Genomic DNA, 26,982 nt, shown 5'->3' on the forward strand with positions numbered 1-26,982 from the left:
ACAGGAACCGTTTATGTCGGATACCACCGAACTGGTTGATTTAGCCGTGATCTTCCCTGATCTGGAGATCGAATTGAAATACGCCTGCGCTGATAACATCACAGGTAAAGCTATTTACCAGCAAGCGCGTTGTCTGTTACACAAGGATGCGATTACCGCGCTGGCGAAAAGTATCAGTATCGCCCAGCTCTCAGGCTTACAACTGGTGATTTACGACGCGTATCGCCCACAACAAGCACAGGCGATGTTGTGGCAAGCCTGCCCAGACCCGCAATATGTTGTTGATGTGACGGTCGGTTCTAATCACAGCCGTGGCACGGCGATCGACCTGACGCTTCGTGATGAGCACGGGAACATCCTCGATATGGGCGCAGGATTCGATGAAATGCACGAACGTTCCCATGCTTACCATCCTTCCGTCCCGCCCGCCGCTCAGCGCAATCGGCTGTTGCTGAATGCGATTATGACTGGTGGCGGTTTTGTCGGTATCTCCAGCGAATGGTGGCACTTCGAATTACCCCAGGCAGCGAGTTACCCACTGCTCACTGATCAATTCTCTTGTTTTATATCCCCTGGCACACAGCACGTCAGTTAATCAGGAAACTGTCATGAAGAGATCGATATCGTTTCGTCCCACATTGCTCGCGCTCGTCCTTGCCACAAATTTCCCGGTTGCGCACGCCGCCGTACCAAAAGATATGCTGGTGATTGGTAAGGCCGCCGATCCACAAACCCTCGACCCGGCGGTAACAATAGATAATAACGACTGGACAGTGACCTACCCGTCTTATCAGCGGCTGGTTCAGTACAAAACGGACGGTGATAAAGGCTCAACCGACGTTGAAGGCGATCTGGCAAGTAGCTGGAAAGCGTCTGACGATCAAAAAGAGTGGACGTTCACCCTGAAAGATAATGCTAAATTTGCCGATGGCACACCTGTCACTGCCGAAGCAGTAAAACTTTCTTTTGAGCGGCTACTAAAAATCGGCCAGGGGCCAGCAGAAGCATTTCCCAAAGATTTAAAGATTGATGCTCCCGACGAACATACGGTGAAGTTTACCCTTAGCCAACCATTCGCACCGTTCCTCTACACGCTGGCGAATGACGGTGCATCCATTATCAATCCGGCGGTCTTAAAGGAACATGCAGCGGATGATGCTCGCGGCTTCCTCGCGCAAAATACCGCCGGTTCCGGACCATTTATGCTGAAAAGCTGGCAAAAAGGTCAGCAATTAGTTCTGGTGCCAAATCCGCATTACCCAGGCAATAAACCGAACTTCAAACGGGTATCGGTAAAAATTATTGGTGAAAGTGCCTCCCGTCGCCTGCAGCTCTCCCGTGGCGACATTGACATTGCCGATGCGCTGCCGGTGGATCAACTCAACGCCCTGAAGCAGGAAAATAAAGTCAATGTGGCAGAGTATCCGTCACTGCGCGTTACCTATCTGTATCTGAATAACAGCAAAGCGCCTCTTAATCAGGCGGATCTGCGTCGGGCCATTTCCTGGTCTACCGATTATCAGGGCATGGTTAACGGCATTCTGAGTGGTAACGGAAAACAGATGCGCGGCCCGATTCCGGAAGGCATGTGGGGCTACGATGCGACGGCAATGCAATACAACCATGACGAAACGAAAGCCAAAGCCGAATGGGATAAAGTGACGAGCAAACCCACCAGCCTGACGTTTCTCTACTCCGATAACGATCCGAACTGGGAGCCTATTGCTCTGGCGACACAATCCAGTCTCAACAAGCTGGGCATCATTGTGAAGCTGGAAAAGCTGGCGAACGCCACCATGCGCGACAGAGTGGGTAAAGGTGATTACGACATTGCGATTGGCAACTGGAGTCCGGATTTTGCCGACCCGTATATGTTTATGAATTACTGGTTTGAGTCAGACAAAAAAGGTCTGCCGGGTAACCGCTCGTTCTATGAAAACAGTGAGGTCGATAAGTTACTGCGCAATGCGCTTGCGACCACCGACCAGACGCAGCGTACCCGGGACTACCAGCAGGCACAGAAAATCGTCATTGATGACGCTGCTTATGTGTACCTGTTCCAGAAAAACTACCAACTGGCGATGAACAAAGAGGTGAAAGGCTTTGTGTTCAATCCCATGCTGGAACAGGTCTTCAATATCAATACCATGAGTAAATAACGTGACCTTCTGGAGTATTTTACGCCAACGCTGCTGGGGGCTGGTGCTCGTGGTGGCGGGCGTCTGCGTGATTACGTTTATTATCTCGCATCTGATCCCTGGTGATCCGGCGCGGTTACTGGCGGGTGACCGCGCCAGCGATGCTATCGTGGAAAATATTCGCCAGCAACTGGGACTGGACCAGCCACTGTATGTACAGTTTTACCGCTACGTCAGCGACCTGTTTCATGGTGACCTGGGAACATCCATTCGTACCGGGCGTCCGGTGCTGGAAGAGTTGCGTATATTTTTCCCGGCGACGCTAGAGCTGGCTTTTGGTGCCCTGCTGCTGGCACTCCTGATTGGCATCCCGCTGGGCATACTCTCTGCAGTCTGGCGAAATCGCTGGCTGGATCATCTGGTGCGAATAATGGCCATTACCGGAATCTCCACACCTGCGTTCTGGCTTGGGCTGGGCGTCATTGTGCTGTTTTATGGTCATCTGCAAATTCTTCCCGGCGGCGGAAGGCTTGATGACTGGCTGGATCCACCAACGCACGTTACCGGCTTTTATCTGCTCGATGCGCTGCTTGAAGGCAACGGTGAAGTCTTCTTCAATGCGTTGCAACATCTCATCTTACCGGCATTAACGCTGGCGTTCGTTCACCTGGGAATTGTCGCTCGCCAGATCCGCTCAGCGATGCTGGAACAATTGAGTGAAGACTACATTCGTACCGCCCGGGCCAGCGGCTTGCCCGGCTGGTATATCGTTTTATGTTATGCGCTACCCAATGCGTTGATCCCATCGATTACCGTATTGGGTTTGGCGCTGGGCGATTTGTTGTATGGCGCAGTGCTCACCGAAACCGTTTTTGCCTGGCCCGGAATGGGTGCATGGGTAGTAACATCAATACAGGCGCTCGACTTCCCGGCAGTGATGGGCTTTGCCGTCGTGGTTTCATTTGCTTATGTGCTGGTCAACCTGGTGGTGGATTTGCTCTATTTGTGGATTGATCCGCGTATCGGACGTGGAGGTGGTGAATGATGCTAAGCGAGGAAACGTCCGCCGTACGCCCACAAAAACAAACGCGATTTAACGGTGCAAAACTGGTATGGATGCTGAAAGGCAGTCCGCTCACCGTGACCGGCGCAGTCATCATTGTATTAATGCTACTGATGATGATTTTTTCACCGTGGCTGGCGACGCATGATCCCAACGCCATTGATTTAACCGCCCGCCTTTTGCCGCCTTCTGCGGCGCACTGGTTTGGCACCGATGAAGTGGGACGCGATCTGTTCAGCCGCGTACTGGTCGGCAGTCAGCAATCAATTCTCGCCGGATTAGTGGTGGTCGCCATTGCGGGTATGATTGGTTCGCTACTCGGATGTCTATCCGGTGTGCTTGGCGGACGCGCAGACGCCATCATCATGCGCATCATGGACATTATGCTGTCGATTCCTTCGTTGGTACTGACAATGGCACTGGCTGCCGCTCTCGGGCCGAGTTTGTTTAACGCCATGCTGGCTATTGCTATTGTGCGAATTCCCTTTTATGTGCGCCTGGCGCGGGGGCAAGCATTAGTTGTACGCCAGTATACCTATGTTCAGGCGGCGAAAACCTTTGGTGCGTCGCGTTGGCATCTGATCAGCTGGCATATTTTACGTAACTCCCTGCCGCCGCTGATCGTGCAGGCATCGCTGGATATCGGTAGCGCGATTTTAATGGCCGCCACGTTGGGATTTATTGGCCTGGGTGCTCAACAACCGAGTGCTGAATGGGGCGCGATGGTAGCGAATGGTCGCAACTATGTACTCGATCAGTGGTGGTATTGCGCATTTCCGGGGGCAGCGATTTTGCTTACCGCCGTTGGGTTTAATCTCTTTGGTGATGGTATTCGCGATCTGCTTGACCCGAAAGCAGGAGGAAAGCAGTCATGACCCAACCCGTTCTGGACATTCAACAACTGCATTTGAGTTTCCCCGGTTTTAACGGTGATGTTCACGCGCTCAACAATGTGTCCTTGCAGATTAACCGCGGTGAAATTGTCGGTCTGGTGGGAGAATCCGGCTCAGGTAAATCAGTCACCGCAATGCTGATTATGCGTCTGCTACCGACGGGCAGTTATTGCGTACATCGGGGGCAGATTTCCCTGCTGGGAGAAGATGTTCTTAACGCGCGGGAAAAACAGCTTCGTCAGTGGCGCGGCGCACGAGTGGCGATGATCTTTCAGGAACCGATGACCGCCCTCAATCCGACACGTCGAATAGGTCTTCAGATGATGGACGTGATCCGCCATCATCAACCAATAAGTCGTCGGGAAGCCAGAGCTAAAGCGATTGACCTGCTGGAAGAGATGCAAATCCCGGATGCCGTGGAAGTTATGTCGCGCTATCCGTTTGAGCTTTCAGGTGGTATGCGCCAGCGGGTAATGATTGCGCTGGCATTCTCCTGCGAGCCGCAATTGATTATTGCCGACGAACCGACTACGGCGCTGGACGTCACGGTACAGTTGCAGGTACTGCGTTTGCTTAAACATAAAGCTCGAGCCAGTGGAACTGCGGTGCTGTTCATCAGCCATGATATGGCCGTGGTGTCGCAACTGTGCGATAGCGTTTACGTGATGTATGCCGGAAGCGTGATTGAGAGCGGCGTGACGGCAGACGTTATCCATCATCCCCGGCATCCGTATACCATTGGTTTGCTGCAATGCGCACCAGAACATGGAATACCGCGCCAGCCATTACCCGCCATTCCAGGGACGGTACCAAATCTCACCCATTTGCCTGACGGCTGCGCTTTTCGCGATCGTTGTTATGCGGCAGGTGCACAGTGTGAAAACGTCCCGGCGCTGACAGCGTGTGGTGACAACAACCAGCGCTGCGCCTGTTGGTATCCGCAGCAGGAGGTCATAAGTGTCTGACACGTTATTAACGTTACGCGACGTCCATATCAATTTCCCGGCCCGTAAAAACTGGCTTGGTAAAACTACGGAACATGTTCATGCGATTAATGGTATTGATTTACAGATCCGCCGTGGTGAAACCTTAGGGATCGTCGGTGAGTCAGGCTGCGGCAAAAGCACCCTCGCACAGCTTTTAATGGGTATGCTGCAACCGAGCCACGGGCAATACATCCGTTCAGGATCACAACGCATTATGCAGATGGTGTTTCAGGACCCGCTCTCTTCGCTTAATCCGCGCTTACCGGTGTGGCGCATCATCACAGAACCGCTCTGGATAGCTAAGCGTAGTAGTGAACAACAGCGGCGGGCGTTGGCAGAGGAGCTGGCTGTGCAGGTGGGTATTCGTCCGGAGTATCTCGACCGCCTGCCTCATGCGTTCTCCGGCGGGCAGCGGCAACGCATCGCCATTGCCAGAGCACTCTCTTCGCAGCCTGACGTGATTGTGCTTGATGAGCCAACCTCAGCGCTGGATATCTCCGTGCAGGCGCAGATCCTCAATTTACTGGTAACGCTACAGGTAAATCGCGGGCTGACCTATGTGCTGATCTCACACAATGTCTCGGTGATTCGTCATATGAGCGATCGGGTAGCGGTGATGTATCTCGGGCAGATTGTAGAACTGGGCGGCGCGCAACAGGTACTGACGGCTCCGGCACATCCGTACACCCGATTATTGCTGGACTCCCTCCCCGCCATTGATAAACCGCTGGAGGAAGAATGGGCATTACGTAAAACGGATCTGCCGGGAAACCGCACGTTGCCGCAAGGCTGTTTTCTCCGCGAACGTTGCCCGCTGGCAACCCACGGATGTGAAGTCCGGCAATCATTAACAATAAGGGAGGACGGACGTGAGATCCGGTGCTGGCGGGCACTGTAGAGATGCTAACAACGCATCAGGCATTCACGCGCCTGACGCGTCATCCGGCAATGCTTTACGATTTCAACTGGTAATCCAGCGTAATTTCCGCTTTCAGTACCTGAGAGACCGGGCATCCTGCTTTTGCTTTCTGGATTATGCCGTCAAAGGTAGAGGCATCAATACCCGGCACCGCAACTTCACTCTTCAGTGCGATTTTCGTAATCGCAAAACCGGCATCCACTTTATCCAGCGACACATCGGCGGTGGTATCAATCGATGTTGGCGTGAATCCCGCTTCCCCCAGCATTAATGAAAGCGCCATTGAGAAACATGCGGCATGGGCTGCGCCAATCAGTTCTTCAGGGTTGGTTCCTTTTTCGCCTTCAAAACGCGTGTTAAATCCATACGGCTGTTGGTTCAGCACGCCACTCTCGGTGGATACTGTTCCCTTCCCGCGTTTGATATCGCCTTCCCAGTGTGCCTGACCTTTCTTATGGATTGTCATTGTTGCTCTCCTGTGGGCTTAAAAAGGAAATTATAGACTACGTGAGAAACAGCACGAGGATAAGCAGGATATTCCGAATAAAATCCGGCGAAAATATTACTTCTGCACTTAAATTAAATTCCCACAATAGATTACCGGGAATATATAACCCAAAAGATATTGTATCAATATTAATCGGATCATACCAATCACAATCCCTATGAATATCATGGTGTTAAAATATAAAAATCATCAACCAGGACTAATCTTAACAACGAAGCGGCAAATATTTGCCATGCTGAATGTGCTTTATAAATCTGCGATCCGTAGCAGACACCATAAATACACAGACACGGAGAATCACTATGTTTACTTATTATCAGGCAGAAAATTCAACAGCAGAACCCGCTCTGGTTAATGCCATTGAGCAAGGCCTTCGGGCACAGCATGGTGTTGTCACTGAAGATGACATTCTCATGGAGCTGACCAAATGGGTTGAAGCTTCTGATAACGACATCCTCAGTGATATCTACCAGCAAACGATCAATTATGTGGTCAGTGGCCAGCACCCTACGCTTTAAGGTGCTATGCTTGATCGGCAACCTAATTTAGGGGTTTAGCACGTGTTTCTTCGCTACGGCGATGTTGTCCTTAAAACTAGCTACAGGATTGAGGAGTTAAAATGAAATCGAACCGTCAGGCACGTCATATTCTTGGACTGGACCATAAAATTTCTAACCAGCGCAAAATAGTTACCGAAGGTGACAAATCCAGCGTAGTAAATAACCCAACCGGCAGAAAACGCCCCGCTGAAAAGTAATTCATAACCATCAGTCCTCAATGACGATTAAACACCATTGCCTGCGCAATGGTGTTTTTGTTTTTATCTGCTTTATACTTGAGGCCGACGCCCTGGCGGTAAAGCAAAGACGATAAAAGCCCCCCAGGGATGGATATTCAAAAAAGAGTGAGTGACATGGAACCAAAAACAAAAAAACAGCGTTCGCTTTATATCCCTTACGCTGGCCCTGTACTACTGGAATTTCCGTTGTTGAATAAAGGCAGTGCCTTCAGCATGGAAGAACGCCGTAACTTCAACCTGCTGGGGTTACTGCCGGAAGTGGTCGAAACCATCGAAGAACAAGCGGAACGAGCATGGATCCAGTATCAGGGATTCAAAACCGAAATCGACAAACACATCTACCTGCGTAACATCCAGGACACTAACGAAACCCTCTTCTACCGTCTGGTAAACAATCATCTTGATGAGATGATGCCTGTTATTTATACCCCAACCGTCGGCGCAGCCTGTGAGCGTTTTTCTGAGATCTACCGCCGTTCACGCGGCGTGTTTATCTCTTACCAGAACCGGCACAATATGGACGATATTCTGCAAAACGTGCCGAACCATAATATTAAAGTGATTGTGGTGACTGACGGTGAACGCATTCTGGGGCTTGGTGACCAGGGCATCGGCGGGATGGGCATTCCGATCGGTAAACTGTCGCTCTATACCGCCTGTGGCGGCATCAGCCCGGCGTATACCCTTCCGGTGGTGCTGGATGTCGGAACGAACAACCAACAGCTGCTTAACGATCCGCTGTATATGGGCTGGCGTAATCCGCGTATCACTGACGACGAATACTATGAATTCGTTGATGAATTTATCCAGGCTGTGAAACAACGCTGGCCAGACGTGCTGTTGCAGTTTGAAGACTTTGCTCAAAAAAATGCGATGCCGTTACTTAACCGCTATCGCAATGAAATTTGTTCTTTTAACGATGACATTCAGGGCACTGCGGCGGTAACAGTCGGCACACTGATCGCAGCAAGCCGCGCGGCAGGTGGTCAGTTAAGCGAGAAAAAAATCGTCTTCCTTGGCGCAGGTTCAGCGGGATGCGGCATTGCCGAAATGATCATCTCCCAGACCCAGCGCGAAGGATTAAGCGAGGAAGCGGCGCGGCAGAAAGTCTTTATGGTCGATCGCTTTGGCTTGCTGACTGACAAGATGCCGAACCTGCTGCCTTTCCAGACCAAACTGGTGCAGAAGCGCGAAAACCTCAGTGACTGGGATACCGACAGCGATGTGCTGTCACTGCTGGATGTGGTGCGCAATGTAAAACCAGATATTCTGATTGGCGTCTCAGGACAGACCGGGCTGTTTACGGAAGAGATCATCCGTGAGATGCATAAACACTGTCCGCGTCCGATCGTGATGCCGCTGTCTAACCCGACGTCACGCGTGGAAGCCACACCGCAGGACATTATCGCCTGGACCGAAGGTAACGCGCTGGTCGCCACGGGCAGCCCGTTTAATCCAGTGGTATGGAAAGATAAAATCTACCCTATCGCCCAGTGTAACAACGCCTTTATTTTCCCGGGCATCGGCCTGGGTGTTATTGCTTCCGGCGCGTCACGTATCACCGATGAGATGCTGATGTCGGCAAGTGAAACGCTGGCGCAGTATTCACCATTGGTGCTGAACGGCGAAGGTATGGTACTGCCGGAACTGAAAGATATTCAGAAAGTCTCCCGCGCAATTGCGTTTGCGGTTGGCAAAATGGCGCAGCAGCAAGGCGTGGCGGTGAAAACCTCTGCCGAAGCCCTGCAACAGGCCATTGACGATAATTTCTGGCAAGCCGAATACCGCGACTACCGCCGTACCTCCATCTAAGCCTGCGCCCGGTAGTGAAGGCTACCGGGCTATTTCCCTCTCCCTTTTTCAGATCTCATCCATACTGGGTAGTGGCGAATAAATCTCATTTGCCTCACCTGCTATGCAGAACATCATCCGAAAAGGAGGAACTATGAAGGCTGCAGTTGTTACGAAGGATCATCATGTTGACGTTACGTATAAAACACTGCGCTCACTGAAACATGGCGAAGCCCTGCTGAAAATGGAGTGTTGTGGTGTATGTCATACCGATCTTCATGTTAAGAATGGCGATTTTGGTGACAAAACCGGCGTAATTCTGGGCCATGAAGGCATCGGTGTGGTGGCAGAAGTGGGTCCAGGTGTCACCTCATTAAAACCAGGCGATCGTGCCAGCGTGGCGTGGTTCTACGAAGGATGCGGTCATTGCGAATACTGTAACAGTGGTAACGAAACGCTCTGCCGTTCAGTTAAAAATGCCGGATACAGCGTTGATGGCGGGATGGCGGAATAGTGCATCGTGGTCGCCGATTACGCGGTAAAAGTGCCAGATGGTCTGGACTCGGCGGCGGCCAGCAGCATTACCTGTGCGGGAGTCACCACCTACAAAGCCGTTAAGCTGTCAAAAATTCGTCCAGGGCAGTGGATTGCTATCTACGGTCTTGGCGGTCTGGGTAACCTCGCCCTGCAATACGCGAAGAATGTCTTTAACGCCAAAGTGATCGCCATTGATGTCAATGATGAGCAGTTAAAACTGGCAACCGAAATGGGCGCAGATTTAGCGATTAACTCACACACCGAAGACGCCGCCAAAATTGTGCAGGAGAAAACTGGTGGCGCTCACGCTGCGGTGGTAACAGCGGTAGCTAAAGCTGCGTTTAACTCGGCAGTTGATGCTGTCCGTGCAGGCGGTCGTGTTGTGGCTGTCGGTCTACCGCCGGAGTCTATGAGCCTGGATATCCCACGTCTTGTGCTGGATGGTATTGAAGTGGTCGGTTCGCTGGTCGGCACGCGCCAGGATTTAACTGAAGCCTTCCAGTTTGCCGCCGAAGGTAAAGTGGTGCCGAAAGTCGCCCTGCGTCCGTTAGCGGACATCAACACCATCTTTACTGAGATGGAAGAAGGCAAAATCCGTGGCCGCATGGTGATTGATTTCCGTCACTAAGAGGCCTTTGCTGCGACTGCCATGTTCGGGTCGCAGCATCGCACACTCTCCAACATGAAATGGCTAAATGGATTATTGTTGCGTAGGAAGGAACAATAATGATAGTGTTCCCAGTGAAGGAACGCTACTGAGAGTAAAGACACTAATGAAAATGGCCAATCATCCCCGCCCGGGGGACATTATTCAGGAATCACTGGACGAACTTAATGTCAGCCTGCGCGAGTTTGCCAGAGCAATGGAAATTGCTCCCTCAACGGCAAGCCGATTGCTGACAGGAAAAGCAGCTTTGACGCCAGAAATGGCGATTAAACTTTCCGTGGTGATCGGCAGTTCGCCGCAAATGTGGCTGAATCTGCAAAACGCCTGGAGTCTGGCAGAGGCAGAAAAAACAGTGGATGTGTCGCGATTACGCCGTCTGGTTACGCAATAAAAAAATGGCACTTTATAAAGCGCCATTTAGAACTGATGACAAACGCAACATTGCCTGATGCGCTACGCTTATCAGGCCTACACGTTCACTGCAATCTATTGGATTTGAAGGGTTTTCATGCCGGATAAGGCGTTCACGCCGCATCCGGCATGAACAAAGCCTACGTTGTCTACAATATGAAAATGGCGCCTTTTACAGCGCCATTTTCAGCTTAAAGTTCAAAAGAGATTATATCCCTTCTTCACTCTCTTTTTTCGCTTCTGCCTTCTCGATTTCACGATACCAGCGCGGATGGTGTTTCTTCGCCCAGCGACGACTTACCTTCCCTTCGATCATCCCTTTAATCGATCCTTTCACCCAAAATGCCATATACATATGGATCAGGATGGCGTGGATCAGGATGATGCCGGCAGCCGCGTGGATCAGCAGGCTGTAGCGAACAACCTGCATCGGGAAGTACTGCGCAAAGTACGGACGCCAGATAATCACCCCGGTCACCAGCAGCACGAAAATCATGCTCATGATCGACCAGAACATCATCTTTTGCCCGGCGTTGTACTTACCAACATCCGCCACTTTGTGCTCATTGCCTTTTAATACTTCGACAATGTTCAACAGCCACGGAATATCTTTCTTATCCGGGATGTTGTGATGCACAAAACGCACAAACATAAACATCAGTGCGACGAAAATCGCAATGCCGAAGAACGGGTGCAAAATGCGTCCCATCTGCGGCGTACCGAAGGTTTGCGTCAGCCATTGCAGCGTCGGGAAGAAGAACGAAATCCCGGACAGCGCCACCAGGAAGAAGCAAATCACCACGGTCCAGTGACAGGCGCGATCAATAAATTTGGTGCGCACAATCATTTTCGACTTACTCATGATGATCCTCCTCGTCATCGTCCACTTCCTTATTCGGGCCAATACCGATGTAGTGGAAAATCAACCCGGCAAAAGTGGCAATAAAGCCAGCCGCTGCCAGCGGTTTCAACGCGCCTTTCCACAGGCTTACCGAGGTGTCGATCTTCGGATCTTTCGGCAGACCGTGATACAGCTCCGGCTGATCGGCGTGATGCAGCACGTACATAACGTGCGTACCACCGACCCCTTCCGGGTTGTAGACGCCAGCATGTTCGTAACCACGCGCTTTCAGTTTCGCCACGCGCTGTTCCGCCAGCTCCAGCATCTCCTTCTTGGTGCCGAAGTGGATAGCCCCGGTCGGACAGGTTTTCACACAAGCCGGTTCCTGGCCGACGCTGACGCGATCGACGCAGAGCGTGCATTTATATACCCGGTTATCCTCTTTGTTGAGGCGCGGAATATTAAACGGACACCCGGCAATGCAGTAACCACAGCCGATGCAGTTTTCCGACTGGAAATCGACAATCCCGTTAGCGTACTGAATGATTGCACCAGCAGACGGGCACGCCTTAAGGCAGCCCGGATCTTCACAGTGCATACAGCCGTCTTTACGGATCAGCCACTCCAGCTTGCCGTTCTGTTCGGTTTCGCTAAAGCGCATCACCGTCCAGGACTTGGCGCTCAGATCGGCGGGGTTATCGTAAACCCCGACGCAGTGCCCCACTTCATCACGGATGTCGTTCCACTCCGAACACGCCACCTGACAGGCTTTACAACCGATACAGGTGGAAACGTCGATAAGTTTTGCGACTTCTGCTTTGTAATCACGCACCTGAGAAGGCGGCGTGATGGAGTTAGTTGCGGACCTTTTGATAATGTCCTGCGTTTCCATAGCCATCTGTTCGCCCCCTTACGCCTTCTCGATGTTGACTAAGAACGCTTTATATTCCGGCGTTTGCGAGTTTGCATCACCGACATTCGGCGTCAGAGTGTTAGCGATATAACCTTTACGCGCGACACCCTCAAAGCCCCAGTGGATTGGAATACCCACCGTTTCAACCTGCTGACCGTTTACATTCAGCGGCTTCAGACGGCGCGTTACCACTGCCACCGCGCGGATAAAGCCACGTTTGCTTGAGACAGTGACACGATCGCCATTATTAATGCCTTTCGCCGCCGCCAGCGTTTCGCTGATTTCCACAAACTGTTCCGGCTGAGCAATTGCGTTGAGCAATGCGTGCTTGGTCCAGGTGTGGAAGTGCTCGGTCAGACGATAGGTCGTACCCACATACGGGAACTGCTCTTTTTTACCCATCCGCAGCGCGTCTTGTTCATACAAACGAACAACCGGGTTAGACACCACGTTCGGATGCAGCGGGTTAGTGCCCAGCGGCGTTTCAATCGGCTCGTAGTGTTCCGGGAACGGACCTTCCGCCATTTTGTTGATGGCAAACAGGCGTCCCATCCCTTCCGGCTGCATGATAAACGGCCCGGTTGGCGTACCCGGTGCGGCATTGCCGAAGTCAGGAATATCGTTACCCGTCCACTTGCTGCCGTTCCACTGGATCAGCATCCGTTTCGGATCCCACGGTTTACCGTTGATATCCGCCGAAGCACGGTTGTACAGCACGCGACGGTTGAGCGGCCACGCCCAGGCCCATCCAAGCGTATTCCCCAGACCGGACGGGTCGGAGTTATCGCGGTTAGCCATCTGGTTGCCCTGCTCTGTCCAGCTACCGGTGTAGATCCAGCAAGAAGATGCGGTTGTACCGTCATCACGCAGATGCGCAAAGCTACTCAGCAACTGACCTTTCTTCGCAATCAGCACGCCATTTGCGTCATAGAGATCTTCCAGCGCATAGCCGTTGTTCTCTTTTGCCACTTCGTCAGATTGCGGTTCGTGCGGCTGCTTGTAGTTCCAGCTCATCTTCATCAGCGGTTCTACGCCTTTACCACCTTCGGCCTGGTACAGCTCGCGCAGATGATGGTAGATACCCGCCAGAATTTCGCCGTCGTTACGCGCTTCGCCCGGCGCGTCCTGACCTTTCCAGTGCCACTGCAACCAGCGACCGGAGTTAGCGATAGAACCATCTTCTTCGGCAAAGCAGGTCGAAGGCAGACGGAATACTTCAGTCTGAATAGACGCCGGATCGACATCGTTCGACTCGCCGTGGTTCTGCCAGAAGGTAGAGGTTTCAGTCACCAGCGGATCGATAACCACCATATACTTCAGTTTGCTCAGGCAGCTCACCACTTTGTTTTTATCCGGGAAGGACGCAACCGGGTTAAAGCCCTGGCAGAAATAACCGGTGACTTTGCCTTCGTCCATCATGTTGAAATACTTGATGACGTCGTAGGTCTGGTCCCACTTCGGCAGCCAGTCATAGCCCCAGTTGTTCTCTTTCTGCGCGGCATCGCCATAGAAAGATTTCATCAGGCTAACGAAGAACTTCGGATAGTTGCTCCAGTAGTTCACCTGATCAGCCAGCGTCGCTTTCGGCGTGTTCGCTTCCAGATACGACTGCAAATCAACCTGTTTTTCTGACGGCAGCGTCAGATAACCTGGCAGGCTGGTAGAGAGCAGGCCTAAGTCAGTCAAGCCCTGAATGTTGGAGTGACCACGCAATGCGTTCACGCCGCCACCGGCCATACCCATGTTACCGAGCAGCAACTGGATCATCGCCATAGTACGGATGTTCTGCGCACCCACAGTGTGCTGCGTCCAGCCCAGCGCGTACAGGAAGGTGGTTGTGCGATCCGGTGCGCTGGTGGAGGCCAGCACTTCACACACTTTCAGGAAGTCGGCTTTTGGCGTACCGCAGATGTTTTCAACGACGTCCGGCGTGTAGCGGGAAACGTGCTCTTTCAGCAGGTTCCACACACAGCGCGGATGAGTCAGTGTTTCATCGCGTTTCGCATAGCCGTTTTCATCGAACTGATAGTTCCAGGACGATTTATCGTATTGACGTTTTTCAGCGTCGTAGCCGCTGAACAGACCGTCTTCGAAAGCAAAATCATCACGCACCAGCAGGCTGGCGTTGGTGTAATGCTTAACGTATTCGGCGTTGATTTTGTTGTTTTCGATCAGGTAGCGCAAAACGCCAGACAGGAACGTAATGTCCGTACCGGAACGAATAGGCGCGTAAATATCCGCCACAGAAGCGGTACGCGTAAAACGGGGATCGACAACGATCAAGGTTGCGTCGTTGTTGTTTTTCGCTTCCATCGCCCAGCGGAAACCGACGGGATGCGCTTCAGCAGCGTTACCGCCCATCACCATCACGACGTTAGCGTTTTTGATATCCACCCAGTGGTTGGTCATCGCACCGCGACCAAATGTTGGAGCAAGACTTGCTACCGTTGGTCCGTGTCAGACGCGCGCCTGGTTGTCTACCGCCAGCATCCCGAGGGAGCGGGCAAATTTCTGGGTCAGCATCCCGGTTTCGTTGCTGGCACCGGAGGCACACAGCATACCGGTAGAAAGCCAACGGTTTACCGTTACGCCCTGCTCGTTCTTTTCAATAAAGTTAGCGTCACGGTCAGCTTTCATCAGCTTCGCAATACGGGAGAATGCTTCTTCCCAGCTAATGCGCTGCCATTTGTCAGAACCTGGCGCACGATATTCCGGGTAGCGCAGACGGTTTTCACTGTTGACGTAATCCAGCAAACCGGCCCCTTTCGGGCACAGCGCACCACGGCTTACCGGATGATCCGGGTCACCTTCAATGTGATAAATCGCTTCTCTGGCGTTTTTTGCGCCATCACCCAGGCTATACATCAATAGCCCGCAACCTACGGAACAGTATGTGCAGGTGTTACGGATCTCTTTAGCGCGTAATAATTTGTAGTTTCGCGCCTGAGCCAGTGCTTGCTTCGGGGCAAAGCCCAATGCCGCTACTGTTGTTCCAGCCATACCGCCCGCGCAGATTTTAAAAAATTGTCTGCGACTGACGTCCATTGCTTTCCTCTTTTTTCAGGGGTATTACTGCGCGAGGAAACTAACAGTAAAATTCTGAATCTTTTTGCGCGAAATCAAAAAGAACACGTGTTTGCCACAAAATAATCCGCCTGCGCAAATTGACCTACCTCAATAGCGGTAGAAAAACGCACCACTGCCTGACAGGCCAGTTAAAAAAATGCTATAAAATTCAGCTTAATTTTTAACGGCAAGAGAGACAAAACAGCGAGCATGACACGACAAAAAGCAACGCTCATAGGGCTAATAGCGATCGTCCTGTGGAGCACGATGGTAGGATTGATTCGCGGTGTCAGCGAGGGGCTCGGCCCGGTCGGCGGCGCAGCTGCTATCTATTCATTAAGCGGGCTGCTGTTAATCTTCACGGTTGGATTTCCGCGTATTCGGCAGATTCCGAAAGGCTATTTACTCGCCGGGAGTCTGTTATTCGTCAGCTATGAAATCTGTCTGGCGCTTTCCTTAGGGTATGCGGCGACCCGTCATCAGGCGATTGAAGTGGGTATGGTGAACTATCTGTGGCCCAGCCTGACAATTCTCTTTGCCATTCTGTTTAATGGTCAGAAAACCAACTGGCTGATTGTACCAGGATTATTATTAGCCCTGGTCGGCGTCTGCTGGGTGTTAGGCGGTGAGAATGGGTTACATTATGATGAAATCATCAATAATATCACCACCAGCCCATTGAGTTATTTCCTGGCGTTTATTGGTGCGTTTATCTGGGCAGCCTATTGCACAGTAACGAATAAATACGCACGCGGATTTAACGGAATTACCGTTTTTGTCCTGCTAACGGGAGCAAGTCTGTGGGTTTACTATTTTCTCACGCCACAACCAGAAATGGTATTTAGCACGCCCGTCATGATTAAACTCATCTCTGCGGCATTTACCTTAGGATTTGCTTATGCTGCATGGAATGTCGGTATATTGCATGGCAATGTCACCATAATGGCGGTAGGCTCGTATTTTACGCCTGTACTTTCCTCAGCGCTTGCAGCCGTGCTGCTCAGCGCCCCGCTGTCGTTCTCGTTCTGGCAAGGCGCGCTAATGGTCTGCGGCGGTTCCCTGCTCTGCTGGCTGGCGACACGTCGTGGTTAAAATAATTGCCGGGTCTACGGCCCGGCAGTTAATCAGATAAATTCCGACAATATTAAAAAATAAATTTCAAATACCAGTAATTCACCTTATATCTCATTTCGACTTCGATCACATATCGACAAATAATATTATTTCATCTATTTTTCTCATTGTTTTTAATCACCATTCTATTTTAAAAACAGTATGTCACTTATAAATGACGCCGTTTAAAATTCGTTTAGAAAATACGTTTAACGATAATTAAAAGGATTCTGTTAAATGAAATTAAAAATAGTTGCGGTGGTTGTAACTGGTTTGTTAGCTGCGAACGTAGCACACGCTGCCGAAGTCTATAACAAGGATGGTAATAAACTCGACCTTTATGGCAAGGTTACCGCTCTACGTTATTTTACTGATGATAAGCGTGACGATGGTGATAAAACTTATGCCCGTCTCGGCTTTAAAGGAGAAACGCAAATCAATGATCAAATGATTGGTTTTGGTCACTGGGAATATGATTTTAAAGGCTATAACGATGAAGCCAACGGCTCGCGCGGCAAGAATCTCTGATTGAGTTAAGTGCCCATCACAATATGATCACTGACCTTATATTACACAATCATCCCAGGATGAAAACAATCACTTTAAACGACAACCATATTGCACATTTAAACGCCAAAAACACTACAAAACTGGAATATTTAAACTTAAGCAATAACAATTTACTGCCAACCAATGACATTGATCAACTAATATCATCAAAACATCTTTGGCATGTATTAGTTAACGGCATCAACAATGATCCACTTGCACAAATGCAGTACTGGACTGCAGTAAGAAATATAATTGATGACACTAATGAAGTGACCATTGATTTATCAGGACTTAATTTAACCACTCAACCACCAGGGCTGCAAAACTTCACATCTATCAATCTTGATAATAACCAACTCACACATTTTGATGCAACCAACTACGATAGACTCGTAAAGCTAAGTCTGAATAGTAATGCTCTTGAGTCAATAAATTTTTCTCAAGGCAGAAATGTAAGTATTACACATATATCTATGAATAATAATGCTCTCAGAAATATTGATATAGATAGGCTTTCATCAGTTACTTATTTTAGTGCGGCACATAATCAACTAGAGTTTGTGCAATTAGAATCTTGCGAATGGCTGCAATACCTGAATCTCAGCCATAATCAATTAACTGATATTGTTGCAGGTAATAAAAATGAACTCTTACTGCTGGATCTATCCCATAATAAACTAACAAGTTTACACAATGACTTATTTCCCAACTTGAATACGTTACTTATTAACAACAATTTGCTTTCTGAAATTAAAATATTCTATAGCAACTTCTGCAATGTTCAGACATTAAACGCTGCTAACAACCAGTTGAAATATATAAATCTTGATTTCCTGACTTATCTTCCATCTATCAAAAGTTTAAGACTGGACAATAATAAAATAACCCACATTGATACTAATAATACATCCGATATTGGAACTTTATTCCCCATAATAAAACAGAGCAAAACTTAAATTTTTTAAATGTTTCTGGGAAGAACAATTGCCCTACTATGCAGCTCATGTTATTTAATTTGTTTTCCCCAGCACTTAAGCTTAATACTGGCCTGGCAATTCTTTCGCCTGGTGCATTTGAAGTTCACTCTGACGGAATAGATGTGGATAACGAATTGTTTCACTATCCTATTAAAAAAGCATATACCCCATATAATATACACACTTACAAGACAGAGGAAGTTGTAAACCAGAGGAATATAAAAGTTAAAAACATGACCTTAGATGAAATAAACAATACTTACTGTAATAACGATTATTACAATCAGGCAATAAGAGAGGAACCGATAGACCTTCTGGACAGATCGTTTTCCTCCAGTTCATGGCCTTTTTAGTGAATAAATCATCACTAATTCTATAAGTGTCTGGTCTTGTTGATAATATAGTTAATATGTAACCCTTTAGATTCACGATCTGAAGGGTTGAAACATGACATACGTTCAAAGATTAACCCCGTTTGAAGGTTAGCTTGTTAGTTACATTTAGTAACACATATCTGGCTACTTAATCCCCATTCTGCCCCCGCGGTTACGCTTTCTTATCTATTCTTTCAATCAGCACTTCACCCAATTCATCCTTAATTCTAATAACTGGCTATTGCGCCTTACCTCGTGTTTTGTCTTTTTTTCATTACCAATGTGTGCATGTGAGGAACAATATGGCACTGCAAAATGAGAAAAATAGTCGTTATCTTTTGCGCGACTGGAAACCAGAAAATCCGGCCTTCTGGGAAAATAAAGGAAAACATATTGCTCGAAGAAATCTCTGGATATCAGTCAGTTGTCTACTTCTTGCCTTCTGTGTCTGGATGCTATTTAGCGCAGTTACCGTTAATCTCAATAAAATCGGTTTTAATTTTACTACCGATCAACTCTTTTTATTAACCGCATTACCCTCCGTTTCTGGCGCATTATTGCGTGTTCCCTACTCCTTTATGGTGCCTATATTCGGTGGACGCCGATGGACGATTTTTAGTACTGCAATCCTGATTATTCCTTGCGTCTGGCTCGGAATTGCCGTGCAAAATCCGAATACTCCTTTTGGGATATTTATCGTTATCGCTTTGCTATGCGGTTTTGCAGGTGCAAACTTTGCTTCGAGCATGGGCAATATCAGTTTCTTCTTTCCAAAAGCCAAACAAGGGAGCGCTCTTGGGATTAATGGCGGATTAGGAAACTTAGGTGTAAGTGTAATGCAGCTGGTTGCACCGCTGGTCATTTTTGTACCTGTATTTGCCTTTCTCGGCGTCAATGGCGTACCGCAGGCCGACGGTTCGGTGATGTCGCTGGCGAATGCCGCATGGATTTGGGTACCGCTACTGGCGATTGCCACGATCGCCGCATGGTCAGGGATGAATGATATCGCCAGTTCACGCGCCTCAATTGCCGACCAGCTCCCTGTCTTACAACGCCTGCATCTCTGGCTGCTGAGCCTGCTTTACCTTGCCACCTTCGGTTCGTTTATCGGTTTTTCTGCGGGTTTTGCCATGCTGGCAAAAACCCAGTTCCCGGATGTGAATATTCTGCGCCTGGCGTTCTTTGGCCCATTTATCGGTGCCATCGCGCGGTCGGTTGGTGGTGCTATTTCCGATAAGTTCGGCGGCGTGCGGGTGACGTTGATCAACTTTATTTTTATGGCGATTTTCAGTGCCCTGCTGTTCCTTACCTTACCGGGCACAGGCTCCGGTAATTTCATCGCCTTTTACGCCGTATTTATGGGGCTGTTTCTGACTGCGGGTCTGGGAAGTGGTTCTACTTTCCAGATGATCGCCGTCATCTTTCGCCAGATAACCATTTATCGGGTAAAGATGAAAGGCGGTAGTGATGAGCAAGCTCAGAAAGAAGCCGTCACCGAAACGGCGGCGGCTCTGGGCTTTATCTCAGCCATTGGCGCAGTGGGCGGCTTTTTTATTCCGCAGGCGTTTGGCATGTCGCTCAATATGACCGGCTCTCCGGTCGGCGCGATGAAAGTGTTTTTAATCTTCTACATCGTTTGTGTGCTGCTGACCTGGCTGGTTTATGGTCGGCGGAAGTTCAGCCAAAAATAAGAGATCGATGCCTGATGTACAACCGTGTCGCATCCGACAAGGCATCAGATCCCAATTCATTCCTGGAGCAGGAGTCATGTCATGAGTAAACTTTTGGATCGCTTTCGCTACTTCAAACAAAAGGGCGAAACCTTTGCCGATGGTCACGGACAGGTGATGCATAGCAACCGCGACTGGGAGGACAGCTATCGCCAGCGTTGGCAGTTCGACAAAATCGTGCGTTCCACCCACGGTGTTAACTGTACAGGCTCCTGTAGCTGGAAAATCTACGTTAAAAATGGTCTGGTGACCTGGGAAATCCAACAGACCGACTACCCGCGCACTCGCCCTGACCTGCCCAATCATGAACCTCGCGGCTGCCCGCGTGGCGCAAGTTACTCCTGGTATCTTTACAGCGCTAACCGCCTGAAATACCCGCTCATTCGTAAACGACTGATTGAACTGTGGCGCGAAGCCCTCAAGCAACACAGCGATCCGGTACTGGCGTGGGCATCGATTATGAACGATCCGCAAAAGTGCCTGAGCTACAAACAAGTGCGTGGGCGCGGCGGGTTTATCCGCTCCAACTGGCAGGAACTAAACCAGCTGATTGCCGCCGCTAACGTCTGGACCATCAAAACCTACGGCCCGGATCGCGTTGCCGGTTTCTCGCCGATCCCGGCGATGTCGATGGTTTCTTACGCCGCCGGAACGCGTTATCTGTCGCTGCTTGGCGGCACCTGTTTAAGTTTCTACGACTGGTATTGCGACCTGCCGCCCGCCTCGCCGATGACCTGGGGCGAGCAAACCGACGTACCGGAATCTGCCGACTGGTATAACTCCAGCTACATCATCGCCTGGGGGTCTAACGTACCGCAGACACGTACGCCGGACGCCCACTTCTTTACCGAAGTACGCTACAAAGGCACTAAAACCATCGCCATTACCCCTGACTACTCTGAAGTGGCCAAATTGTGCGACCAGTGGCTGGCACCGAAACAAGGCACTGATAGCGCCCTGGCGATGGCAATGGGCCATGTGATTTTAAAAGAGTTTCATCTCGATAATCCCAGCGACTACTTTATCAACTACTGCCGCCGCTACAGCGACATGCCGATGCTGGTAATGCTGGAGCCTCGCGACGATGGTAGCTACGTTCCCGGGCGCATGATCCGCGCATCTGACCTGGTGGATGGACTGGGCGAAAGCAACAATCCGCAGTGGAAAACCGTAGCAGTTAATACCGCAGGTGAATTGGTAGTGCCGAACGGTTCGATTGGTTTCCGCTGGGGAGAAAAAGGCAAATGGAATCTGGAATCCATTGCCGCCGGTACGGAAACCGAATTGTCGTTAACCCTGCTCGGTCAACATGACGCTGTTGCAGGCGTGGCCTTCCCCTACTTTGGCGGCATTGAAAATCCGCATTTTCGCAGCGTAAAACACAATCCGGTGCTGGTGCGCCAATTGCCCGTTAAAAACCTGACGTTAGTCGATGGCAACACCTGTCCGGTGGTCAGCGTTTATGATTTGGTACTGGCGAATTACGGCCTCGATCGCGGGCTGGAAGATGAAAACAGTGCGAAAGATTACGCTGAAATCAAACCGTACACCCCAGCCTGGGGTGAGCAAATTACCGGCGTGCCGCGCCAGTATATTGAAACCATCGCCCGTGAATTTGCCGATACCGCCCATAAAACGCATGGGCGCTCGATGATTATCCTCGGCGCAGGTGTTAACCACTGGTATCACATGGACATGAACTACCGCGGGATGATCAATATGCTGATCTTCTGCGGTTGTGTCGGGCAAAGCGGTGGCGGCTGGGCACACTATGTCGGCCAGGAAAAACTGCGCCCACAAACCGGCTGGTTGCCACTGGCCTTTGCGCTCGACTGGAACCGACCACCGCGCCAAATGAACAGCACCTCGTTTTTCTACAATCATTCCAGCCAATGGCGCTATGAAAAAGTCTCTGCTCAGGAGTTACTTTCACCGCTCGCCGATGCCAGTAAGTACAGCGGTCATCTGATTGATTTCAACGTTCGCGCCGAACGTATGGGCTGGCTACCTTCTGCGCCGCAGCTGGGGCGTAACCCGCTCGGGATTAAAGCTGAAGCCGACAAGGCCGGATTATCCCCCACAGAATTTACCGCCCAGGCGCTGAAATCGGGCGATTTACGTATGGCCTGCGAACAACCAGATAGCAGCAGCAATCATCCGCGTAATTTGTTTGTCTGGCGCTCTAACCTGCTTGGCTCCTCCGGCAAAGGCCACGAGTATATGCAGAAGTATCTGCTGGGGACCGAAAGCGGGATTCAGGGCGAGGAACTCGGTGCCAGCGACGGGATCAAACCGGAAGAAGTCGAGTGGCAAACTGCAGCGATTGAAGGCAAGCTCGACCTGCTGGTGACGCTCGACTTCCGCATGTCCAGTACCTGCCTGTTCTCCGATATCGTTCTGCCCACCGCCACCTGGTACGAAAAAGACGATATGAACACCTCGGATATGCATCCGTTTATTCATCCGCTTTCTGCGGCGGTCGATCCGGCGTGGGAATCACGCAGCGACTGGGAAATCTACAAAGGTATCGCCAAAGCATTTTCGCAAGTGTGCGTGGGTCATCTTGGCAAAGAAACCGACGTGGTATTACAACCCCTACTGCATGACTCTCCGGCAGAGCTCTCACAGCCGTGTGAAGTGCTCGACTGGCGCAAAGGCGAATGCGATCTGATTCCAGGCAAAACCGCGCCGAATATTGTGGCGGTGGAGCGCGACTACCCTGCTACGTATGAACGCTTTACCTCGCTCGGGCCATTGATGGACAAACTTGGCAATGGCGGTAAAGGGATTTCGTGGAATACCCAGGATGAAATCGATTTCCTCGGCAAACTCAATTACACCAAGCGTGATGGCCCGGCACAGGGGCGTCCGCTGATTGACACCGCCATTGACGCTTCAGAAGTGATTCTGGCACTGGCACCGGAAACCAACGGTCATGTTGCAGTCAAAGCGTGGCAGGCGCTGGGCGAGATCACCGGGCGCGAACATACCCATCTGGCGCTGCACAAAGAGGACGAGAAGATTCGCTTTCGCGATATTCAGGCGCAGCCGCGTAAAATTATCTCCAGCCCCACCTGGTCCGGTCTGGAAAGCGATCACGTCTCCTATAACGCGGGATACACCAACGTTCATGAGTTAATTCCGTGGCGCACGCTGTCGGGACGCCAGCAGCTCTATCAGGATCATCCGTGGATGCGTGCTTTTGGTGAAAGCCTGGTGGCTTATCGCCCGCCTATCGACACCCGTAGCGTCAGTGAGATGCGCCAGATACCGCCAAACGGCTTCCCGGAAAAAGCACTTAACTTCCTGACGCCGCACCAGAAATGGGGCATTCACTCAACCTACAGTGAAAACCTGCTAATGCTGACGCTCTCTCGCGGTGGACCGATTGTCTGGATCAGCGAAACAGATGCCCGAGAACTGACCATTGTCGATAACGACTGGGTGGAAGTATTCAACGCCAACGGCGCGCTGACTGCCCGCGCGGTGGTCAGCCAACGTGTACCGCCGGGCATGACCATGATGTATCACGCCCAGGAACGCATTATGAATATTCCTGGTTCGGAAGTAACTGGCATGCGCGGCGGCATTCATAACTCGGTTACCCGCGTTTGCCCGAAACCAACGCATATGATTGGCGGTTACGCGCAGCTGGCCTGGGGCTTTAACTACTACGGCACCGTCGGATCGAACCGCGATGAGTTCATCATGATCCGCAAGATGAAGAACGTTAACTGGCTGGATGATGAAGGTCGCGATCAGGTACAGGAGGCGAAAAAATGAAAATCCGTTCACAAGTCGGCATGGTGCTTAACCTCGACAAATGTATCGGCTGCCATACCTGTTCGGTGACCTGTAAAAACGTCTGGACCGGGCGCGAAGGCATGGAGTACGCATGGTTTAACAACGTCGAAACCAAACCGGGCATTGGTTATCCGAAAAACTGGGAAGATCAGGAAGAGTGGCAAGGCGGCTGGGTCCGCGATGTGAATGGCAAGATCCGTCCGCGTCTGGGCAGCAAGATGGGCGTAATAACCAAAATCTTCGCCAACCCGGTGGTGCCGCAGATTGATGATTACTACGAACCTTTCACTTTCGACTACGAACATTTGCATAGCGCACCGGAAGGCAAACATATCCCTACTGCTCGCCCGCGCTCGCTGATTGACGGTAAGCAGATGGACAAAGTGATCTGGGGGCCAAACTGGGAAGAACTGCTGGGCGGCGAGTTTGAAAAACGTGCCCGCGACCGCAACTTCGAGGCCATACAAAAGGAGATGTACGGGCAGTTTGAAAACACCTTCATGATGTACCTGCCGCGCCTGTGCGAACACTGCCTCAATCCCAGTTGCGTGGCGACCTGCCCAAGCGGCGCTATCTACAAACGCGAAGAAGACGGCATTGTGCTGATTGATCAGGATAAATGCCGTGGCTGGCGTTTGTGCATTAGCGGTTGTCCGTACAAAAAAATCTACTTCAACTGGAAAAGCGGCAAGTCAGAAAAATGTATCTTCTGTTATCCGCGAATTGAGTCAGGCCAACCCACCGTGTGCTCAGAAACCTGCGTGGGTCGCATCCGGTATCTGGGCGTGCTGCTTTACGACGCCGACCGCATCGAGGAAGCGGCGAGCACCGAGCGCGAAGTTGACCTCTATGAACGTCAGTGCGAAGTGTTCCTCGATCCACACGATCCCTCAGTGATCGAGGAAGCCCTGAAACAAGGTATTCCACAAAACGTGATTGAAGCTGCCCAGCGTTCGCCTGTCTACAAAATGGCGATGGACTGGAAACTGGCGCTACCGCTGCACCCTGAATATCGCACCCTGCCGATGGTCTGGTACGTTCCTCCGCTGTCGCCGATTCAGTCCTACGCAGATGCGGGCGGTTTGCCGAAAAGCGAAGGCGTGCTGCCCGCCATCGAAAGCCTGCGTATTCCGGTGCAATATCTCGCCAATATGTTGAGTGCCGGCGATACCGGTCCGGTACTGCGGGCGCTGAAACGGATGATGGCGATGCGCCACTATATGCGTTCACAAACCGTGGAAGGCGTTACTGATACTCGTGCCATCGACGAAGTAGGCCTGAGCGTCGCCCAGGTCGAAGAAATGTATCGCTATCTCGCCATTGCCAACTATGAAGATCGTTTTGTTATCCCGACCAGCCATCGGGAAATGGCGGGCGATGCCTTCGCAGAACGCAACGGCTGCGGTTTTACCTTTGGCGACGGTTGTCACGGCTCGGACAGCAAATTCAACCTGTTCAACAGTAGCCGTATCGATGCCATCAACATCACCGAAGTGCGCGACAAAGCGGAGGGCGAATAATGCAGATCCTCAAAGTGATCGGCCTGTTGATGGAGTATCCGGATGAGCTGTTGTGGGAATGCAAGGAGGACGCGCTGGCGTTGATCCGCCGCGACGCGCCGATGCTTACGGATTTCACCCACAACCTGCTTAACGCGCCGCTGCTGGATAAACAGGCCGAATGGTGCGAAGTGTTTGACCGCGGGCGCACCACGTCGCTGCTGCTGTTCGAACATGTTCATGCCGAGTCCCGCGATCGCGGCCAGGCAATGGTGGACCTGCTGGCGGAGTATGAAAAGGTCGGCCTGCAGCTGGATTGTCGGGAACTGCCCGATTATCTACCGCTGTATCTGGAGTATTTAAGCGTACTGCCTGACGATCAGGCGAAAGAAGGATTGCTCAATGTTGCGCCGATCCTCGCCCTGCTTGGCGGTCGCTTAAAACAACGCGAGGCACCGTGGTACGCGTTGTTTGATGCTCTGCTGCAACTGGCGGGAAGCTCCCTTTCAAGTGACAGTGTCACAAAACAAGTAAACAGCGAAGAGCGCGATGACACCCGCCAGGCGCTTGATGCAGTGTGGGAAGAGGAACAGGTGAAGTTTATTGAAGATAACGCCACGGCGTGTGACAGCTCGCCGCTTAATCAATATCAGCGACGCTTTAGCCAGGATGTCGCGCCGCAATATGTCGACATCAGTGCGGGAGGTGGGAAATGATTCAGTATCTGAACGTCTTTTTTTACGATATCTACCCGTACATTTGTGCGACGGTGTTTTTCCTCGGCAGCTGGCTGCGCTACGACTACGGGCAGTACACCTGGCGCGCCTCCTCAAGTCAAATGCTCGATAAACGCGGGATGGTGATATGGTCGAATCTGTTCCATATCGGCATTTTGGGGATTTTCTTCGGGCACTTGTTCGGCATGTTAACGCCGCACTGGATGTACGCGTGGTTTTTGCCAGTGGCAGCGAAACAACTCATGGCGATGGTGCTCGGCGGTATTTGCGGTGTGTTGACGTTGATTGGCGGCGCAGGACTGCTGTGGCGCAGGCTGACAAATCAGCGCGTGCGTGCCACTTCCACTACGCCGGATATCATCATCATGAGCATTTTGCTGATCCAGTGTCTGTTGGGGCTAAGTACCATACCGTTTTCAGCACAGTATCCTGATGGTAGCGAAATGATGAAGCTGGTGGGTTGGGCGCAAAGCATTGTCACTTTCCGTGGTGGATCGTCAGAGATGCTCAACGGCGTAGCGTTCGTCTTCCGCCTGCATCTGGTGTTGGGAATGACCATCTTCCTGCTCTTCCCGTTCACCCGACTGGTGCATGTGTGGAGCGCGCCGTTTGAGTACTTTACTCGTCGATATCAAATTGTGCGTTCGCGGCGATAATTTCACCC

The 26,982-nt window shown here is 51.0% G+C and carries 20 protein-coding genes and 3 pseudogenes; 19 read left to right on the forward strand and 4 right to left on the reverse strand.

Translation table 11 applies throughout. The features are described from left to right. The first annotated feature begins 13 nt into the window (after positions 1-13). The 6 genes from ddpX to AB4H76_RS11950 are packed head-to-tail and all read left to right on the forward strand — an operon-like array spanning position 14 to position 5,978. Entirely contained in the window at positions 14-595 is a 582-nt protein-coding gene (ddpX, locus tag AB4H76_RS11925) for a D-alanyl-D-alanine dipeptidase (protein WP_001285835.1), read from the forward strand. A gap of 13 nt (positions 596-608) precedes the next feature. Then, positions 609-2,159 (forward strand): ABC transporter substrate-binding protein, encoded by a 1,551-nt coding sequence (locus tag AB4H76_RS11930; RefSeq protein WP_000830550.1) that lies wholly within the window; start codon positions 609-611, stop codon positions 2,157-2,159. 1 nt (position 2,160) lies between these two features. Then, positions 2,161-3,183, forward strand: coding sequence for an ABC transporter permease (locus AB4H76_RS11935; RefSeq protein WP_000145123.1), 1,023 nt, complete (start codon positions 2,161-2,163; stop codon positions 3,181-3,183). Continuing rightward, entirely contained in the window at positions 3,180-4,076 is an 897-nt protein-coding gene (gene ddpC, locus AB4H76_RS11940) for a D,D-dipeptide ABC transporter permease (protein WP_000979613.1), read from the forward strand. The genes AB4H76_RS11935 and ddpC overlap by 4 nt, the downstream gene beginning before the upstream one ends. Beyond that, a complete protein-coding gene (locus tag AB4H76_RS11945; protein WP_000193546.1) occupies positions 4,073-5,059 on the forward strand; it encodes an ABC transporter ATP-binding protein in 987 nt (328 codons plus the stop codon). The genes ddpC and AB4H76_RS11945 overlap by 4 nt, the downstream gene beginning before the upstream one ends. Next, positions 5,052-5,978, forward strand: a complete 927-nt coding sequence (locus AB4H76_RS11950) for an oligopeptide/dipeptide ABC transporter ATP-binding protein (protein WP_001285555.1) — start codon at positions 5,052-5,054, stop codon at positions 5,976-5,978. Before AB4H76_RS11945 ends, AB4H76_RS11950 begins: the two co-directional genes overlap by 8 nt. Positions 5,979-6,033: 55 nt before the next feature. Here AB4H76_RS11950 and osmC read toward each other — a convergent pair whose 3' ends face one another. Beyond that, a complete protein-coding gene (gene osmC / locus AB4H76_RS11955) occupies positions 6,034-6,465 on the reverse strand; it encodes a peroxiredoxin OsmC (RefSeq protein ID WP_000152305.1) in 432 nt (143 codons plus the stop codon). A 344-nt stretch (positions 6,466-6,809) separates the two neighbouring features. Between osmC and bdm the strand changes: the two genes are divergently transcribed. The 5 genes and pseudogenes from bdm (at position 6,810) to AB4H76_RS11980 (ending at position 10,692) form a co-directional block, all read left to right on the forward strand. Continuing rightward, a complete protein-coding gene (gene bdm / locus AB4H76_RS11960; protein WP_000495771.1) occupies positions 6,810-7,025 on the forward strand; it encodes a biofilm-dependent modulation protein in 216 nt (71 codons plus the stop codon). Between the two features lie 101 nt (positions 7,026-7,126). After that, the gene (sra, locus tag AB4H76_RS11965) at positions 7,127-7,264 is read left to right on the forward strand and encodes a stationary-phase-induced ribosome-associated protein (protein WP_000841554.1); all 138 of its coding nucleotides are present in this window, start codon (positions 7,127-7,129) and stop codon (positions 7,262-7,264) included. A gap of 156 nt (positions 7,265-7,420) precedes the next feature. Then, positions 7,421-9,118: a malate dehydrogenase gene (maeA, locus tag AB4H76_RS11970; protein ID WP_000433476.1), complete on the forward strand. Its 1,698-nt coding sequence runs from the start codon at positions 7,421-7,423 to the stop codon at positions 9,116-9,118. Between the two features lie 133 nt (positions 9,119-9,251). Then, positions 9,252-10,262: pseudogene (gene adhP, locus AB4H76_RS11975) on the forward strand (alcohol dehydrogenase AdhP). Positions 10,263-10,407: 145 nt separating this feature from the next. Next, a complete protein-coding gene (locus tag AB4H76_RS11980) occupies positions 10,408-10,692 on the forward strand; it encodes a HigA family addiction module antitoxin (protein ID WP_000781370.1) in 285 nt (94 codons plus the stop codon). A 228-nt stretch (positions 10,693-10,920) separates the two neighbouring features. Here AB4H76_RS11980 and fdnI read toward each other — a convergent pair whose 3' ends face one another. The 3 genes from fdnI to fdnG are packed head-to-tail and all read right to left on the reverse strand — an operon-like array spanning position 10,921 to position 15,511. Next, complete coding sequence (gene fdnI / locus AB4H76_RS11985) at positions 10,921-11,574, reverse strand: formate dehydrogenase-N subunit gamma (protein WP_000045648.1); 654 nt, start codon at positions 11,572-11,574, stop codon at positions 10,921-10,923. Further along, positions 11,567-12,451 (reverse strand): formate dehydrogenase N subunit beta, encoded by an 885-nt coding sequence (fdnH, locus tag AB4H76_RS11990; RefSeq protein WP_001240582.1) that lies wholly within the window; start codon positions 12,449-12,451, stop codon positions 11,567-11,569. Before fdnH ends, fdnI begins: the two co-directional genes overlap by 8 nt. 12 nt (positions 12,452-12,463) lie before the next feature. Next, complete coding sequence (gene fdnG / locus AB4H76_RS11995) at positions 12,464-15,511, reverse strand: formate dehydrogenase-N subunit alpha (RefSeq protein WP_012767733.1); 3,048 nt, start codon at positions 15,509-15,511, stop codon at positions 12,464-12,466. 231 nt (positions 15,512-15,742) lie between these two features. On the opposite strand from fdnG, the gene yddG reads away from it, so the two are divergent. From yddG to narI, 8 genes and pseudogenes are all read left to right on the forward strand, one after another. Further along, the gene (gene yddG / locus AB4H76_RS12000; protein WP_000198221.1) at positions 15,743-16,624 is read left to right on the forward strand and encodes an aromatic amino acid efflux DMT transporter YddG; all 882 of its coding nucleotides are present in this window, start codon (positions 15,743-15,745) and stop codon (positions 16,622-16,624) included. A 258-nt stretch (positions 16,625-16,882) separates the two neighbouring features. Further along, positions 16,883-17,158 (forward strand): annotated as a pseudogene (locus AB4H76_RS12005) (porin); the annotation flags it as partial. 38 nt (positions 17,159-17,196) lie between these two features. Continuing rightward, positions 17,197-18,527 (forward strand): annotated as a pseudogene (locus AB4H76_RS12010) (leucine-rich repeat domain-containing protein). 323 nt (positions 18,528-18,850) lie between these two features. Then, on the forward strand, positions 18,851-20,239 hold the full coding sequence (gene narU, locus AB4H76_RS12015) for a nitrate/nitrite transporter NarU (RefSeq protein ID WP_001207896.1): 1,389 nt from the start codon (positions 18,851-18,853) through the stop codon (positions 20,237-20,239). Between the two features lie 81 nt (positions 20,240-20,320). Beyond that, positions 20,321-24,061 (forward strand): nitrate reductase Z subunit alpha, encoded by a 3,741-nt coding sequence (gene narZ / locus AB4H76_RS12020; RefSeq protein ID WP_000040458.1) that lies wholly within the window; start codon positions 20,321-20,323, stop codon positions 24,059-24,061. Next, positions 24,058-25,602 (forward strand): nitrate reductase subunit beta, encoded by a 1,545-nt coding sequence (gene narH, locus AB4H76_RS12025; protein ID WP_000702542.1) that lies wholly within the window; start codon positions 24,058-24,060, stop codon positions 25,600-25,602. Before narZ ends, narH begins: the two co-directional genes overlap by 4 nt. Further along, positions 25,602-26,297 (forward strand): nitrate reductase molybdenum cofactor assembly chaperone, encoded by a 696-nt coding sequence (narW, locus tag AB4H76_RS12030; protein ID WP_001166353.1) that lies wholly within the window; start codon positions 25,602-25,604, stop codon positions 26,295-26,297. The genes narH and narW overlap by 1 nt, the downstream gene beginning before the upstream one ends. Next, entirely contained in the window at positions 26,294-26,974 is a 681-nt protein-coding gene (narI, locus tag AB4H76_RS12035) for a respiratory nitrate reductase subunit gamma (RefSeq protein ID WP_000617115.1), read from the forward strand. The genes narW and narI overlap by 4 nt, the downstream gene beginning before the upstream one ends. Positions 26,975-26,982 lie beyond the last annotated feature (8 nt).

Source organism: Escherichia sp. UTM R2 (genome assembly GCF_048593455.1).
Taxonomy (GTDB): Bacteria; Pseudomonadota; Gammaproteobacteria; order Enterobacterales; family Enterobacteriaceae; genus Escherichia; species Escherichia coli.